General features: G+C 34.8%; 15 protein-coding genes and 1 rRNA gene. 6 read left to right on the top strand and 10 right to left on the bottom strand.

The window, feature by feature from the left end:
- Positions 1-179: 179 nt before the first annotated feature.
- Together FP433_RS02125 and FP433_RS02120 are read right to left on the bottom strand one after the other, a co-directional pair.
- A 16S ribosomal RNA gene (locus FP433_RS02125) occupies positions 180-1,750 on the bottom strand.
- 320 nt (positions 1,751-2,070) lie between these two features.
- Positions 2,071-2,439, bottom strand: a complete 369-nt coding sequence (locus FP433_RS02120) for a CvfD/Ygs/GSP13 family RNA-binding post-transcriptional regulator (protein ID WP_265486956.1) — start codon at positions 2,437-2,439, stop codon at positions 2,071-2,073.
- Between the two features lie 98 nt (positions 2,440-2,537).
- On the opposite strand from FP433_RS02120, the gene FP433_RS02115 reads away from it, so the two are divergent.
- Both FP433_RS02115 and FP433_RS02110 read left to right on the top strand, forming a co-directional pair.
- The gene (locus FP433_RS02115; protein WP_265486954.1) at positions 2,538-3,494 is read left to right on the top strand and encodes an NAD(P)/FAD-dependent oxidoreductase; all 957 of its coding nucleotides are present in this window, start codon (positions 2,538-2,540) and stop codon (positions 3,492-3,494) included.
- Positions 3,495-3,514: 20 nt separating this feature from the next.
- The gene (locus tag FP433_RS02110; protein WP_265483326.1) at positions 3,515-4,162 is read left to right on the top strand and encodes a VTT domain-containing protein; all 648 of its coding nucleotides are present in this window, start codon (positions 3,515-3,517) and stop codon (positions 4,160-4,162) included.
- Between the two features lie 4 nt (positions 4,163-4,166).
- Here the strand turns inward: FP433_RS02110 and FP433_RS02105 are convergent, their stop codons facing one another.
- The 4 genes from FP433_RS02105 to FP433_RS02090 are packed head-to-tail and all read right to left on the bottom strand — an operon-like array spanning position 4,167 to position 7,209.
- Complete coding sequence (locus tag FP433_RS02105; RefSeq protein ID WP_265486952.1) at positions 4,167-4,949, bottom strand: TIGR01457 family HAD-type hydrolase; 783 nt, start codon at positions 4,947-4,949, stop codon at positions 4,167-4,169.
- A gap of 1 nt (position 4,950) precedes the next feature.
- Entirely contained in the window at positions 4,951-5,493 is a 543-nt protein-coding gene (locus FP433_RS02100; protein WP_265483330.1) for a YutD family protein, read from the bottom strand.
- Positions 5,474-6,868, bottom strand: a complete 1,395-nt coding sequence (locus FP433_RS02095) for a bifunctional metallophosphatase/5'-nucleotidase (protein WP_265486950.1) — start codon at positions 6,866-6,868, stop codon at positions 5,474-5,476. The genes FP433_RS02100 and FP433_RS02095 overlap by 20 nt, the downstream gene beginning before the upstream one ends.
- 8 nt (positions 6,869-6,876) lie before the next feature.
- On the bottom strand, positions 6,877-7,209 hold the full coding sequence (locus tag FP433_RS02090; protein ID WP_265483334.1) for a hypothetical protein: 333 nt from the start codon (positions 7,207-7,209) through the stop codon (positions 6,877-6,879).
- A 160-nt stretch (positions 7,210-7,369) separates the two neighbouring features.
- Between FP433_RS02090 and pepV the strand changes: the two genes are divergently transcribed.
- Both pepV and FP433_RS02080 read left to right on the top strand, forming a co-directional pair.
- Positions 7,370-8,767, top strand: coding sequence for a dipeptidase PepV (gene pepV / locus FP433_RS02085; protein ID WP_265483335.1), 1,398 nt, complete (start codon positions 7,370-7,372; stop codon positions 8,765-8,767).
- A gap of 92 nt (positions 8,768-8,859) precedes the next feature.
- On the top strand, positions 8,860-11,496 hold the full coding sequence (locus tag FP433_RS02080) for a transglycosylase domain-containing protein (protein ID WP_265486948.1): 2,637 nt from the start codon (positions 8,860-8,862) through the stop codon (positions 11,494-11,496).
- Positions 11,497-11,524: 28 nt separating this feature from the next.
- Here the strand turns inward: FP433_RS02080 and FP433_RS02075 are convergent, their stop codons facing one another.
- Positions 11,525-12,523 carry a substrate-binding domain-containing protein gene (locus FP433_RS02075; RefSeq protein WP_265483338.1) on the bottom strand — a complete coding sequence of 333 codons (999 nt, stop codon included), beginning with the start codon at positions 12,521-12,523 and terminating at the stop codon, positions 11,525-11,527.
- A 129-nt stretch (positions 12,524-12,652) separates the two neighbouring features.
- Between FP433_RS02075 and FP433_RS02070 the strand changes: the two genes are divergently transcribed.
- Complete coding sequence (locus FP433_RS02070) at positions 12,653-13,759, top strand: aminopeptidase P family protein (RefSeq protein ID WP_265486947.1); 1,107 nt, start codon at positions 12,653-12,655, stop codon at positions 13,757-13,759.
- 380 nt (positions 13,760-14,139) lie between these two features.
- Here the strand turns inward: FP433_RS02070 and FP433_RS02065 are convergent, their stop codons facing one another.
- Together FP433_RS02065 and FP433_RS02060 are read right to left on the bottom strand one after the other, a co-directional pair.
- Complete coding sequence (locus FP433_RS02065) at positions 14,140-14,487, bottom strand: DUF1269 domain-containing family protein (RefSeq protein ID WP_265483342.1); 348 nt, start codon at positions 14,485-14,487, stop codon at positions 14,140-14,142.
- Positions 14,488-14,507: 20 nt separating this feature from the next.
- On the bottom strand, positions 14,508-14,939 hold the full coding sequence (locus FP433_RS02060; protein WP_265483344.1) for a DUF948 domain-containing protein: 432 nt from the start codon (positions 14,937-14,939) through the stop codon (positions 14,508-14,510).
- Between the two features lie 122 nt (positions 14,940-15,061).
- Between FP433_RS02060 and FP433_RS02055 the strand changes: the two genes are divergently transcribed.
- Positions 15,062-15,913: a mechanosensitive ion channel family protein gene (locus tag FP433_RS02055; protein WP_265486946.1), complete on the top strand. Its 852-nt coding sequence runs from the start codon at positions 15,062-15,064 to the stop codon at positions 15,911-15,913.
- Positions 15,914-15,993: 80 nt separating this feature from the next.
- Here the strand turns inward: FP433_RS02055 and FP433_RS02050 are convergent, their stop codons facing one another.
- On the bottom strand, positions 15,994-16,536 hold the full coding sequence (locus FP433_RS02050; RefSeq protein WP_265486944.1) for a hypothetical protein: 543 nt from the start codon (positions 16,534-16,536) through the stop codon (positions 15,994-15,996).
- Between the last annotated feature and the right edge of the window lie 7 nt (positions 16,537-16,543).

Raw genomic sequence — 16,543 nt, 5'->3', positions numbered from 1 at the left:
TCTCTTTCGATTGTCTCGGTTTTTTGCTTTGATTATATTCAGTTTTCAATGTACTAACTCTTGAGAACTTCTTTACTGCCCTCAAAACTAAACAAAAATTCTTCTGTGTGCCTTTTTCTTGTTTGGCTTTCTGACTTCTTTTAGTGTCTTCACACTCTCCATCAGTTGCCCTTCCTTAGAAAGGAGGTGATCCAGCCGCAGGTTCTCCTACGGCTACCTTGTTACGACTTCACCCTAATCATCTGTCCTACCTTAGACGGCTGACTCCTTAAAGGTTATCTCACCGGCTTTGGGTGTTACAGACTCTCATGGTGTGACGGGCGGTGTGTACAAGGCCCGGGAACGTATTCACCGCGGCGTGCTGATCCGCGATTACTAGCGATTCCAGCTTCATGTAGGCGAGTTGCAGCCTACAATCCGAACTGAGAACGGCTTTCAGAGATCCGCTTGCCTTCACAGGTTCGCTTCTCGTTGTACCGTCCATTGTAGCACGTGTGTAGCCCAGGTCATAAGGGGCATGATGACTTGACGTCATCCCCACCTTCCTCCGGTTTGTCACCGGCAGTCTCATTAGAGTGCCCAACTTAATGATGGCAACTAATGACAAGGGTTGCGCTCGTTGCGGGACTTAACCCAACATCTCACGACACGAGCTGACGACAGCCATGCACCACCTGTCTCAATGTCCCCGAAGGGAAAGCCTAATCTCTTAGGTTGTCATTGGATGTCAAGACCTGGTAAGGTTCTTCGCGTTGCTTCGAATTAAACCACATGCTCCACCGCTTGTGCGGGCCCCCGTCAATTCCTTTGAGTTTCAACCTTGCGGTCGTACTCCCCAGGCGGAGTGCTTAATGCGTTAGCTGCAGCACTGAGAGGCGGAAACCTCCCAACACTTAGCACTCATCGTTTACGGCATGGACTACCAGGGTATCTAATCCTGTTCGCTACCCATGCTTTCGAGCCTCAGCGTCAGTTGCAGACCAGAGAGCCGCCTTCGCCACTGGTGTTCTTCCATATATCTACGCATTCCACCGCTACACATGGAGTTCCACTCTCCTCTTCTGCACTCAAGTTTAACAGTTTCTGATGCAGTTCTTCGGTTGAGCCGAAGGCTTTCACATCAGACTTATTAAACCGCCTGCACTCGCTTTACGCCCAATAAATCCGGACAACGCTTGCCACCTACGTATTACCGCGGCTGCTGGCACGTAGTTAGCCGTGACTTTCTAGTTGATTACCGTCGAATAAAGGCCAGTTACTACCTCTATCTTTCTTCACCAACAACAGAGCTTTACGAGCCGAAACCCTTCTTCACTCACGCGGCGTTGCTCCATCAGACTTTCGTCCATTGTGGAAGATTCCCTACTGCTGCCTCCCGTAGGAGTTTGGGCCGTGTCTCAGTCCCAATGTGGCCGATCAGTCTCTCAACTCGGCTATGCATCATTGCCTTGGTAAGCCGTTACCTTACCAACTAGCTAATGCACCGCAGGTCCATCCAAGAGTGATAGAAATCCATCTTTCAAACTCTAGACATGCGTCTAGTGTTGTTATCCGGTATTAGCATCTGTTTCCAGGTGTTATCCCAGTCTCTTGGGCAGGTTACCCACGTGTTACTCACCCGTTCGCCGCTAGCTTGTATCTAGTTTCATGAAATGCAAGCATTTCAATCATCTAGGCAAGCTCGCTCGACTTGCATGTATTAGGCACGCCGCCAGCGTTCGTCCTGAGCCAGGATCAAACTCTCATTTCCTTTTTGAAATGAGCTTTTCTTAGCTCTTAACGTTTTTTTGATTTGTTATCTCAAATTTATTGCTTGCGAATTGACTTCGCTTTGTTTGGGGTTTATTTCCCCCGCACACTTACGAATTTTTGTTCAGTTTTCAAGGTACTAAAGCGTCGGTTTACGACTTATCTATTATATCATACTTGCTTTTTACTTGCAAGAGATAATTTTAAAATTCTTTGTCGCCGGTTTGTTATCCCGAAGACATTTTATTATTATACGTTGTTTATTCATCTTTGTCAACATATTTTTTCACTGTTTTTTCTTCCTTAACAGCAATAAATATATTACCCTATCCTTTTACTTTTCGCAACCCTTTTTTCTATTTCTTTTTTTAGTTCTTCCTCACAGCCTTTAAATCCTATTTTTACACTTTTAGATGTCCAAAAGTGTCTTCTTTCTCGTCGCATTTTACTTGGCTGTAAAGCGCGTGTTGAAAGACTTATTTGTCCATTATAAGGATCGATATCTATTACCTTTACTTTCACCAATTGTCCCACAGAGAATTCTTCTCCAATTTTTGCGATGTATCCTTCTCTTACCTCTGATACATGAATCAGTCCTTCTTCACCATTTTCTAATCTTACAAAAGCTCCATATTGTTGTATCCCACTAATTTTTCCTTCTACTACTTCTCCTATTTCTACTTTTTTCATCGTCTCATCTCCCTTACCTTATTATAATCTCTCCCTTTTATCTTGAAAAATATGTAATAATAAAAGACGAATAATTTCTATATTAAGGAGACTAATTTGTGAAAAAATATGACTTAGCTATTATCGGTAGCGGACCCATTGGACTTTTTGCAACTAGTTTTGCCCAGCTCCATGGTTTTAACACAGTTACTTTTGAAGCTTTAGAAAAAATTGGCGGCCAGCCAACATATCTATATCCCAACAAACAAATTAAAGATATACCCGCCTATCCCAAAATTACCGGAGATAATTTAATTAAAAATCTCAATGACCAAATTGAAACTAAAAATATTATTTCTAATTATCGTGTTCAAAAAATCAATAAGAGTGATCAAAATGGTTTTATTATTGATAATGATTACTACGTTAAAAGTATTGTTCTAGCCACTGGGTTAGGTGCTTTTCAACCTAAACCTCTTCCACTTGAAATTCCTTCCACTCTTGAACAGAATATTCACTATTTTCTTCCTAATCCACAAGACTTCAAGAACAAGCAAATCGCAGTACTAGGAGGTGGAGATTCGGCTTTAGATTGGGCTCTTGAATTATCACCACGTAATAAAGTCACCTTAATTCATCGGCGAACATCTTTTAGGGGGCTTGAAAGCAATGTCACGACCCTTTCTAATTCTAAAAATGTAAGCTTTTTCACCCCATTTCTTCCCTCTAAAATTCAACCTACTTCTTCAAACAAAATCCAGCTTACTCTTAAAGAAGTAGGAAATAATAACTTGATTGAAAAAGAATTTGATGACCTTTTAGTCGCATATGGATTTAAATCAAATAATACTCAATTAAGAAAATGGGGACTTCAATTAAGCCACGGACTAATTGAAGTAAATAATTTTATGGAGACAAATATTCAAGGAATTTATGCAGTGGGAGATGCAATTACCTATCCTGGGCGTGCCCCAATGATTGGAATAGGTTTTGGAGAAGTACAAATTGCCATTAGTAAAATAATGGAGACACTTTTTCCAGAAAAAAAGATGACCTTACACTCTACTGGCCTATAAATACTTAGAAAGGATTTTCGATGAACCTAGTTGATTTTATTTTACATATTGATAAGCACCTAGTGACATTGGTTAACACATTTGGTAACTGGTCTTATTTATTTTTATTTTTAATAATATTTATTGAAACTGGTGTGGTTATTTTTCCTTTTTTACCAGGAGATTCACTTATTTTTGCAGCTTGTGCAATGGCTGCTATTCCAAAATACCATCTTAACTTTTGGCTATGCTATTTTATCTTTTTAATTGCAGCTATTCTAGGTGATACTGCCAATTACGAAATTGGTAATTGGTCCCAACACAGCGGTTCTAAACATTCTTGGTTCAATAAGCTGATTGATGAGAACAAAAAAAGAGCAGCAGAGAATTTCTTTGCTACTCATGGTGGAAAGACTATTGTAATTGGACGTTTTATTCCATTTATTCGTACTTTTGTTCCTTTTGTTTCTGGCGCTAGCAAAATGCACTATCGTACTTTTATTATTTATAACTTTATCGGTGGTTTTTTATGGGTAACTTTATTTTCAATCATTGGTTACTTCTTTGGAAACATCCCTTTAGTACAAGATCATTTTTCATTAATCGTTCTTGGCATCATTTTAATTTCAGTAGTTCCAGTGCTTATTATCTGGATACGAAAAAAAATTGTCCAAAGAAAAGAATTTTAATTTTTTATACTTGCCAATTTCCTAAGTGTTCAACCACATGGGTAGGAGGAGTTAGTTTATCAACTAATTCCTCCTTTTTTGTTACCCCTGTCAATGTTAATAAGGTATCCATTTGATAATTTACCCCAGTCATGATATCAGTATCATAATTATCACCTACCATTATTACATCTTCTTTAGGTAAATTAATTATCTTTAAAGCATAGTTAACAATGATTGGGGATGGTTTTCCAATATAAATTGGTTCTACCCCAGAAGCTGCACTAATCATTGCACACTGAGAACCATTTCCCGGTAGCAATTCATCCCCTGCGGGTAAATTCAAATCTTGATTAGTTCCCAAGAAAATTGCACCCTTTCTGATTGCCCTAACTGCCGTCCTAATTTTTTCATAGGTCATCTGGGTATCCATTCCAACAATTACATACTTAGGATTGTCTTCATCAATATAAAAATGAGAATTATTAAGGAGTCCTTCTTTTAAACCTACTTCTCCAATTATATAGACAGGAATTTTATCTACTCCTGGATTTTTCTCTAATAAATAATCAATCGTTGCCAAAACAGGAGTGTAAATATGATCTAACTGAGTTTTTACACCATGCCCATTCAGCTTTTCTAAGACCATTTGTCTTGTTCTAGTAGTATTATTAGTCAAAAAAAGATAGGGAATATTTTTTTCTTGCAATCTATGAACAAAATCCACTCCTGTTTGAATGGTCTGTTTACCTCGATAAACAGTTCCATCTAGATCGATTAAATAGCCTTTATATTTTTTGTTTTTCAACTTAACTCTTCCTTTTCTTAATTACAAAACTATTCTTTCTATTACTTCGGTTCTTTTTTCGAGTTGCTATAGCATTCTTGCGAATACGGGTGCGATGAACTTTTTTATCTTTAAAATTGTTTTTATTATGGGCTTTTTTAGAAGAACGATACTGCTTTTTATGTTGAGTGTTTTTTCTCCCCAATACTATTTTCTTGACTGCATTTTGTTCAACTAAATGTAAGATAAAATATGGACTTCCAGGATTACAATACTCTTCCAGGTAATCAACAATTACATTTGCTTTTTTATCAATTGGAGCCCGATCTTGACTATCATAAAATCCTTTTAAACGTAAATGTTCACTTGAAACATCCCCAACAAGATAATCATATTGATTTAAAAAAGGATCATATTTTTCTTTGAGAACTTCTACATCAAATGCATTTCTCACATTTTCAATTAGTTCATATTCTCTTCCATCAATAAAGACCTTTTCTTCATCCTTAATTACCTGGGCTAAAGGATGATAAACCTGCTTTTTTTCATTTTCTGTTTTCTCCACTATCTTCACCTCTTTTTTTCAGGGGATAATTTTTACTTAAATACTTTGCAACGACTGTCTTTAAATAATCAGGAAATAAAAATTTATTTTCTCCTACAATTGATAACGTTGGGAAAAATGGCACTAAGACATGGTGATCTAATACGGCAATAACATATTCTTTTTCTGGTTCAATTTCTTGTCCGTTAATATAGACAGTTCTGGAATTTGGATCAACTTTAATACCTTTATACACGATATTACCAAATATTTTCCCGCGAAAGCTCATTCCTATCTGGTGAAACTTCTGGAGAAAGTGACGATTTTTTTCCATTTCCATTATCAAGCGCCATAATTCTCTTCCAACTAATTTACTTCTTACCACATGCATTGGATGAGGCAAAAGTGCTTGTAAATCAGCTTCTGTAAAGATACCTGGCTTCACATCTGTTAAAAAGAGCCCTGAATTTAGCATCGCAATATCTGTCTTAGCCGCTTCACTGACTGCATTAAGAGCTGCCTGAATCATCACTTCTTGTCCCTGAGCAAATTTTTTAGGTAAATTAGCAATCTGGCGACCAGCTAAGAGTTTTTTACCACTTAATCTTAATTTTTCAATAAACTCTCTATCTCCCTTGTGCTCAGGCAAGTCATCTACTGTTATTGTTTTAGGAGTAACACTTTTTAACTGATGATTTTCTATTTCTAAAAGAATATCCCCAACATATTTACCCCATTTACCGGTTTGAGTAATCCAAGTTTGATTTAATTTCATCCCTTCTGCAAGCAAATCATGGCTGTGACCACCAATAATCAACTTTACCTGTGGATAATGCTCAGCAATATACTTATCTAACGTTAACCCAATATGACTAATTACAATTAAAAAATCATATTTATTAGCCATTTTTTTAAGCATGTTATCCAGCGTTTGAGAGATAAATTTTACATGCCATCCATTAGGCTCATATGTCATTGGATACGGTGCTGTTAAACCGATCAAACCAATTCTAGTATTTTTGGAAGTAGTTATTATTTGATACTCATTTGCCCATTTAGGTAACTTCTCATCTGCTTCACGTAAATTTGCAAGTATTACTGGAAAATTTGCATCTTCAAAAAGATTTTCCAGTACCTCATGTGAATTTGCTATTCCTTCATTATTTCCAATTGTAATTGCATCATAATTAAATTCATTCATCAAAGCAATATTAGCTTGCCCTTCAGTAGCATCAGATAAGGGATGAGAGCGATCCATAAAATCACCTGCATCAAAAGTTAACACTTGATCAACTGTTGTATCTGCTTGTGCCTGTTTTAAATAGCGTCCAATTTTAGGAAATTGTTCAAAATGAGAGTGTAAATCATTTGTATGTAAGATACGTAATTTTTCCATTTTTCCCTCTATCCAATTCGATTAGCTTTTAAAATATTTTGGTAAGCATCCAAAACTTTTCCCTTCGGTTTTTCCCATTCAACCCATTTTGGATTTTTCCAATCTTCCTCGTTTGTCAACGTTTCTAGTTCATAATTTTCATTAATATACTCTTCATAAGTTTGCAAAGCTTTGGTCTTGGGAAGATTTAATTGTAGTATCTTCACATTTCTTAATTCTCCTCTATCAACTGCTAATTCTGCAATTCCATTTTGATCTATGTTTGAAATTTCATAATACTTGCTACCATCTTTGCGAATTATTTCTTCAATTAACGTTAATTCTTGATATTGTCGTGCCATTATTAAATCACCTGTATTTTTTTAATTCATTAAAATTGTACCATAGTGAACCAAAAGATATTTTTAGCACTTTTTCAATAAAAAAGATAAAAAATTACTTATCTTCTTCTAAATGCTGTAATATTTAATCAGAGACATTATATTAAAGGAGTTAATTAACATGGAATTAGATTACAAAAAATTAGCCCAAGAAAAGAAAGAAGATATTTTACATGACTTACAAGAATTGATTGCTATCGATTCTTCCGAAGATTTAGCTCATAAAAGTGAAAAATATCCCTTAGGACCTGGTCCAGCTAAGGCATTAGAAAAATTCTTACATTTTGCTAAACGTGATGGTTTTGATACAGAAAACTTCGATAACTACGCTGGTCGTATCAACATGGGAGATGGTAAAGAACGTGTTGGAGTTATCGGACACGTTGATGTCGTCCCTGCAGGTGATGGCTGGAAGACTGATCCATTTAAAATGACCATTAAAGATGGAAAGATTTATGGTCGTGGTAGTGCAGATGACAAAGGTCCTGCTTTAGCTGCCTACTATGGAATGTTAATTTTAAAGGAACACGGTTTCAAACCTTCTAAAAAAATTGACTTTGTTTTAGGAACTAATGAAGAAACTAATTGGGTAGGAATTGATTACTACTTAAAACACCAACCAGCTCCTGACGTAGCCTTTTCACCTGACGCAGAATTTCCAATTATCAATGGTGAACAAGGAATTGTAACTTTAAAATTAGATTTTAAAGATGACTTTAATGAAGGAGACGTCAAAGTTTGGGCCTTCAATTCTGGCACAGCTGCCAATGTTATTCCTCATACTGCTCATGCTTTAATTGAAAGTGATGATTTAAACTCAATTAAACAAAAATATGAAGAGTTCTTAAAACAGCACCAACTTGATGGAAATTTTGAACTTCACAGTGGTCAAGCTGAATTAACTTTAATTGGTCATGGTGCTCATGCTTCTGCACCAGCAACTGGAAAAAATGCGGCTACTTTCTTAGCACTCTTCTTAGATAGTTTAAATCTTGATGGTCAAGTCAAAAACTTTATTCACTTTATTGCTAACATCGAACATGAAGATTTTGATGGCAAAAAATTGGGCATTGCCCATCATGATGATTTAATGGGCGATCTAGTAAGTTCTCCATCTGTCTTCAAACTTGATGCTCAAAATGCCTATATTCTAAACAATGTTCGCTTCCCTAAAGGAACAGACGGTGAAACCATGGTAAACCAAATTAATGATAAGTTTGGTGATATTTTAACTGCTCATATTCAAGGCCGTCAAGAAGATCCTCACTACGTACCTGGTGATGATCCGATTGTTAAAACTCTTTTAGGCGTTTACGAAAAACAAACTGGTAAAAAAGGCCATGAAGTAATTATTGGTGGTGGAACCTACGGGCGCTTGTTCGATCATGGGGTTGCTTTTGGTGCTCAAGCCGAAGGTGCTCCTCTTGTAATGCATCAACCAAATGAATACATGACAGTTGAAGATTTAATTAATTCTATTGCAATTTATGCTGAAGCAATTTATGAATTAAGTAAATAATTAATAAAATCGTAATAAGAGCAATCTTTGATTGCTCTTTTTTTCTGCTATAATTAGGATAAGTAATTTATATAGCTAAAGGATCTGGATTTGTGCAAAATTTAAAGAAAAAATTTTATGAATTCTTCTTCTCTGGTCCTAAGATTTCTGACTTAGAACAAGAGGCAAAAGAAAGTCGCCTATCTTTTTACAGCAGTACCATTTACCTTACTATTCATCGCCTTATCCGCTATGCAATAATAGGTATCTTATTCATCATTTTTGCTTTAGTAGGATTTAGTGGTGGATACGCCTTAGGTATCATTCACCAGCAAGATGTTCCTACAGTTAAAGAGCTTTCTCAGCAAATAAATCATTCGAAAAGTTCAAGTAGTTTTTATTATGCTGATGGTGAAAAAATTGCTACTGTAAATCCCGATACAAAAGTTATCAAAGCTTCAAGTTCTCAAATTACGCCTCTGGTTAAAAAAGCAGTTACTGCAACTGAAGACGAAAATTTTTATGAACACCGCGGCGTTTTACCAAAATCAATCGTACGTGCGGTTCTTTCAGAATTGACCGGGGTTGGTGTTCAAACTGGTGGGTCTACTTTGACCCAACAATTAGTTAAAATGCAATTTTTAACTAGTCAAACAACTTGGCGGCGAAAAATAACAGAAATGCTCTATGCAAAAAAAATTGAAAAGCATTTTTCAAAAAATGAAATTTTAACAGCCTATTTAAACGCTGCCCCTTACGGTAAAAATAATAGTGGTCAAAATATCGTAGGAATTAACACAGCCGCTCAAGGAATTTTTGGTAAATCTATTAAAGATCTTAACTTAGCTCAAGTAGCCTTTCTAGCAGGTTTACCTCAAAGTCCTTCTTACTACACACCTTATGATTCAAAGGGCTATGTGCAAAAAGACCTAAAATTAGCCTTCCGCCGAAAGGATATTGTACTTTTCAGAATGTATCGTAATGGTGACATTACTAAAGAACAATATAAAGCAGCCATGAATTATGACCTCAAAAAAGACTTCCTAAAACAAAAAGAAGCTCCTGAAGTTAAGAAAAAAAACAGTTATCTTTACAATTTAGTTGCAAATAAAGGTGTTGAATTAATCGCTGAAAGCCTAATTAAGAATGATGGTCTTCAAGTAGAAAGTGTCAAAAAAGACACCAATCGTTACAATCAATATCTAACCACTGCTAATACTCTTTTACAGCAAAAGGGATACCAAATTCATACTACTATTAAAAAATCATTGTATACTACAATGAATAGTGTAGTTAAGGATGCTAACTTAGGTGAAGACAAAGAAAGTACTGATTATGATACCGCAACTAATAAATGGGTAAGAACTACCGAACATGTTCAAAATGGTAGCATTATGCTCGACAACAAAACAGGTGCTATTCTAGCATTTAGCGGTGGAATCAACTTTGAAGATTCTCAAATTAATCATGCTTTCAATACTTATCGTTCACCTGGTTCGTCAATTAAGCCATATCTCGTTTATGGTCCTGCAATTGAAAATAAGATTATTTCTTCTCAAACCGCAATTGCTGACTTCCCAACTAAATTTGGTAAGTACATCCCTACAGACTATAACTCTACTGTTCAAAACAAGTTTATTAATGCTCAAAGTGCCCTCGCCCACTCCTATAACTTACCGGCGGTTAACCTTTACAATACTTTAAAGAACAAAAATGTAGACCTCAAATCACCAATGAATAATTTGGGCCTTTCATTAACTAAGAAAGAGTACCACGATTTAGGAATTGCTCTAGGAGGAACAAGTGATGGATTCTCTGTAGCTCAAAATGCAAGTGCATTTTCTAACTTTTACAATGACGGTAATCGCAGCGAAAGTTATTACATTGATGAAATTAAAGACCCATCTGGACGAGTAATCTACAAGCATAAAACAAAAACTCATAAGGTATTTTCATCAGGTACCTCTTATATCATGCAACACATGTTACATCAGGTTGTAAAAGATGGTGGAACTGCTTCCTCATTGAGTAATTCAGTAAACTTTGATACTAATAACTTAATTGGTAAAACTGGAACAAGTAATGATTATCGTGATATCTGGTTCAATGGCTCTACCCCTGGGGTAACCATCACTAGTTGGCTAGGATATGATAACTTCTATGGTCATACTTACAATTTAGGTTCAGATGCTAATTCTACTAACTTGGATCTTTGGGCTAAAATGGCTAATGCTCTATATGAAGAAGATCCAGATATTTTCAAACTTAATTCCACTACTAGTCAACCAGCTAGTGTACATCGTAACACTGTTTTAAAAAGTACTGGTACACTCCCTGGTTCTGTAATGTTTGACAATGAGCAAATAAATCTTTCTGGTGCAACTACTACTGCTTTAAGTTTAGCAGCTGCTCCACAAGCTAGTGCTGAATTTGCTATTGGAGGCTCAACAGAAGATTACAAACTCTTCTACGATCACTATCAAGGTGAAGATAACAAATACGGTCATACCTTGCTCTACACTGGTAAAACAATCTCCACCACAAATGATATTAGTAGTCTCTTTATTGAAAACACTGAAAATTCAAGTGAAGCCAATGAAAAGAAGAAGAGTGTTACACGACAAGAACAAGATGATTCAAATTCTGAACAAACAGTTAAGTCTAATGAACAAGAGGCTCGCACTAGTCAACAGGGTGGAAGTAATTCCTCCCCTACTACCCAAACCACTACTAATATTCAAACTAGATAAAAAAGGAAGATCAACTGATCTTCCTTTTTTACTTGTTCAATGTAGAATTTTTCTTATCAATTTTATAAGGCAATGTTACGTGCTTTTCATCTAATTCTTCTTTATTCATCAACTTTGTTAACATCCGCATTGCTACTGCTCCAATGTCATAAAGTGGTTGCTGAACTGCAGTTAAAGTTGGACGTAGGACCTTAGAGATATTTGTCGAAACTGCTGAAATTACTTCAAAATCCTCTGGCACTTTGATGCCACGATCCATTACACCATGAATAATCCCTGCGGCTACCAAATCACTGGTTACGACAACCCCATTAATTTCATCAGCCAGTAATTTACTTGCCAAATTATAACCATCTTCATAAGAAGTTAATCCACTGTAGATATACTCTTTATCCCAATCTTTTTCTTCCAATACTTCTCTATAAGAAGCAATTCTTTTTTTGTTAATTGCAACTTCAGGATTGGAAATTACTAATCCTAGTCTAGTTTTGCCATCCTTGTAAAGTAATTCAAAAGCATCTTTTTCAGCTTCGTTATAATCAATTGAAACTCGATCGAATTCTCCATTTAAACTTACAGTTCCTGCTAAAACTATCGGAGTATTAGTTCTTAAAAATGCTTCTCGTGCTTGAGGACTCATTTCATCAGCCATATAAATCACCCCATCTACCTGTTTATTAAGGAGATTTTGAATGACATTTTCATCAGAAACCATTTTATTTTCTACACTTGTTAAAATAATATTATATTTATACATTGTAGCAATATCATCGATTCCCTTAGATAATTCTGCAAAATGTAAATTAGTCAATTCTGGCACTACCAGTCCAACTGTCGTAGTCTTCTTAGATGCTAATCCTTGCGCCACCGCATTTGGTTGATAATTTAAGCGTTTAATAACTTCAAGTACTCGTTCTCTAGTTTCTTTTCTAACATTATTATTCCCATTTACTACTCTAGACACCGTTGCCATTGATACTTTAGCCTCACGAGCTACATCATAGATTGTTATATCTTGTTTATCCATCAAATCACACCTTTATATTTTTTCTATTTTAACTTATCAGGATTATTACGACATTGCAAGCGTTTGCGATGAAAAATATGTTATACTTTTTACGAACAACATATTATTATACTTGAAAAAGGTGAATTTATGAATTTAGATAAGTTAAGTCAATGGTTAATTGACTCAAATAATGACGTTGCTTACATTTCTGATCCTCTAAGTATTAATTACTTTACAGGCTACAGTATGGAACCACACGAAAGAATTTTTGCTTTAATTGCATTTAAAGATCAACCTCCATTTATCTTTGCTCCTGAACTTAATGTTGAAGAAGCAAAAAATTCTGCTTGGAATGGTGAAGTTTACGGATATTTAGACCACCAAGATCCTTGGCTTAAAATTGCTGAGCTAATCAAAAAACGCGTAGCTAATCCACAAAACATCGCTCTTGAAAAGCAACATCTTTCTGTTGAACGTTTAGAGCAACTTAAGCGAGCACTTCCTGATTCTAACTTCAGCGGTAATGTATCTCCTTTCATTGCTCAAAGTCGTCTTTTTAAAACTGACGAAGAAATTAAGCAGCTTAAAAAAGCCGGTGAAGAAGCAGATTTTGCTTTTACTATTGGCTTTGACGCTTTAAGAAATGGTGTTACTGAACGTTATGTAGCAGGTCAAATTGACTATCAATTAAAACTTCAAAAGGGTGTTATGCATACAAGTTTTGAAACAATTGTTCAAGCTGGTAAAAATGCTGCTAACCCTCATCTAGGTCCAACAATGAATAAAATTGAACCTAATGAATTAGTTTTATTTGATTTAGGGACAATGCATGAAGGATATGCTTCTGATTCAAGTCGAACTGTAGCCTATGGAACACCAACTGATTTAGAAAAAGAAATCTATGAAGTAGATCGTGAAGCACAACAAGCAGCTATTGATGCCGCAAAACCAGGTATTACTGCTAGTGAACTTGACGCAGTTGCTCGAGATATTATCACTAAAGCAGGTTATGGGGAATACTTTATTCACCGCCTAGGCCACGGAATCGGTTTAAATGTTCATGAAGAGCCTCAAATTATGGAAGGTAATGACATTGTTTTACAAGAAGGAATGTGTTTCTCAATTGAACCAGGAATTTATATTCCAAATGTAGCTGGTGTTCGTATCGAAGACTGTGGTGTAGTTACCAAAAATGGTTTTGAAACATTTACTAAAACTGGTAAAGATTTAAAATACATTTCTCCAAAAGATTAAGAATAAAAGGAAGTAGATTAATCTACTTCCTTTCTTTTTTCACCTTAATAAATGTATATATTGCCGAACATAAAAAGACAATATCCAAAGGAATTAAGAAAAATACCATATAGATACCATCTAGTAAAATTCCCACTAAATTCGAAAAAATAATAATTCCAATCGGAATTAAAACATCCCAAAAGCCTAATTTTTTTACTAAATATTGTTGATAATTGCGGTATGAGGGAGAAATAATTATGATTATTATGACTATCAATAGTAAAATTTGCCCTAAAATCTTAAGATCCATTCTCATTCTCTCCTATTTTGATTAATAGAACAAAGCAAAAAATCAAACGATAAACTCGTTTGATTTTTATTAGTGCCCATTTTCAAAATTAATTCAATTCAGTTTCTGAATTTTTTAAATTATCAATGGTTTCATTATCTTCTTTTTCGTTAGAACCTAAATCATTATTAGTATCGTCAATTACGATATCATCAAAATCTTTAAGTTCAGAATCGTCATCAACATGATTAGAAAATGATGATAATTGTGTTTTTAAAGCTTCAGTACCCTTATCGTACTTCGTTTTTAATTCTTGAAGTTTATCATTATTTTTCAAGTCTTCTACTTTTTGCTTTAATTCCTTTGACTTATCTTCAGGAATTAACAAAGATGCAGCAACTAATCCAGCACCTAAACCTAATACAGTACCAAAAATAAAACTTCCTGCTTTACTCATAATAATTACTCTCTTTTCTATTAATCTTGTCCCTTACGACGCTTACGTCTTGCAAATAAACGACTAGCTAATGATGTTACGATACCAAAGCCAGTTTTCGTTGCTCCTAAAGTTGCAAAACGTGTAGCCATCTTCTTTGAAGAATCATTAATTTCTGAAATGCTTTCTCCAATATCAGCAGCTGCAGTCACAACTGGTTGAAGATCGGCAACTTTGCCATTTACATCTTCCATTAATACATTAGTTTTAGCAAGTAATTCTTGTGTTTCATCCATTAAAACATTTGTCTGCTCAGTTAATAATTCTACACTTTTATTTGTTGTAGAAACTGTTTTATTGAGCTCTTTCATTGTTCTATTTGAATTAACAAGTACAGGTAGTGTAAACAACACTAAAATTAAAAATGCAATAGCAGCAATTAATCCGGCTAACGCACCGATTGAAATAGTCATGTATTGTCCTCCATTTAATTACTCTCTTATATAAAGTCTAGCATTAATTATTTTTTCAAACAATGAATAGTGCCTGTATTTTTGTTATAATAGTTAAATTAGTTTTATAGGTGGTAGAAAATTTGAATACACAGACATCAATTCTTAAAAATATTACTTCAACTAGTAAAAAAATAAAATTGCAAACTATCGATTGGAATGATATTACTCATAATTTAACCAACAAACTCTTTCAATTAGTCATCTTAAGCATGATTTTCTTAATTCTTTGGCGTGTAGGATCACGAGTTCTAAGTAAGTATTTACTTCATAATAAACACTTTCAAAGACAGATGACTGGGCGGAAAAGGACTTTCACCCAATTAGCAATGAATATTTTCCGCTATACTTTACTATTCTTTTATTTATATGAAATATTAAGTATTATTGGACTACCCGTTGGCACCTTACTTGCTAGTGCTGGTATTGTCTCACTTGCACTAGGGATGGGAGCACAAGGATTCGTAAGTGACTTAGTTAATGGATTGGTAATCTTAAGTGAGGGACAATTTGATGTTGGTGACATTGTAAACATTAATCAATATACAGGAACTGTGCTAGCTTTTGGGTTAAGAACAACTCGCCTTAAAAATTCTGACGGTACTATAATTTATATTCCTAATCGTCAAATTACTGTTGTTGAAAATGTTACGCGTGGCGGTGTAGGATTTAATATCGATTTACAAATTGCTAGTAGTAGCGATGTTAAACTTGTTCGTCACGCAATTAATCTTGCCAATAAAGAACTCAAAAATAAATTTCCTTCTCAAATAAAAAAAGGACCAGAAATTCGAGGATTAATTGAACAAAATGGCGATAGTTTAACTTACCAAGTTCATTTCCAAGTTGTCTCTGGTTCCCAAACTGCAATTAAAGCAGCTTACTTTTCTGCCTATATTAAAAATTTACAAGAATTAAATATTACTCTTACCTAATGAAATAGCTCTAAATGTTTTAAATTATAAAGTTGTCAATATCATACATTGACGACCTTTTTATTATCAGCTGCCTTTAACTAACCTGCTTTCCTCAAACCTACTATTACCTTTGAATCTAACGTACAAATTTTAGTTAGTCTACTGTTAAATTTATATAGTGTACCATCATCCGATACGCCTGCATTATACTTTAGAAATACATAGTACTGATTATTTACCTTGAAAATATTTAATACGAAAATCATATGATTACTATATCTGGCAATATAGTTAATAATTTCAATGTACTTCGATTCACTATTTAATTCTTTATTTTTATTCAACATTTTAATGTTAATAGTATTGGATATAGAATTGTCTTTATTGGTATGATCTACAAATATATCTGGGTCAACACTAACTGCCTTTTCAAACTTTTTATTTTTAAAGCTTGCTGCTTTAACTTCTCCATTATTATAGATATTTACAAACGATGTCGCAGTAAAATCATTCATTGTTGTTTTCGCTTCTAAAATAGGATATTCATTCTGCACCCTTGTTGTAATCTTATAATAAATGACTCCCATCCCGCATATAATTATTAGTACTCCTAAAATTAGTAGTATCTTTTTCTTCATCAATTAAGAC

The organism is Lactobacillus sp. PV012 (assembly GCF_014522325.1).
Lineage (GTDB): Bacteria > Bacillota > Bacilli > Lactobacillales > Lactobacillaceae > Lactobacillus.
The sequence above is the reverse complement of the archived record's forward strand: the minus strand, read 5'-3'. Positions and strand labels throughout refer to the sequence as shown.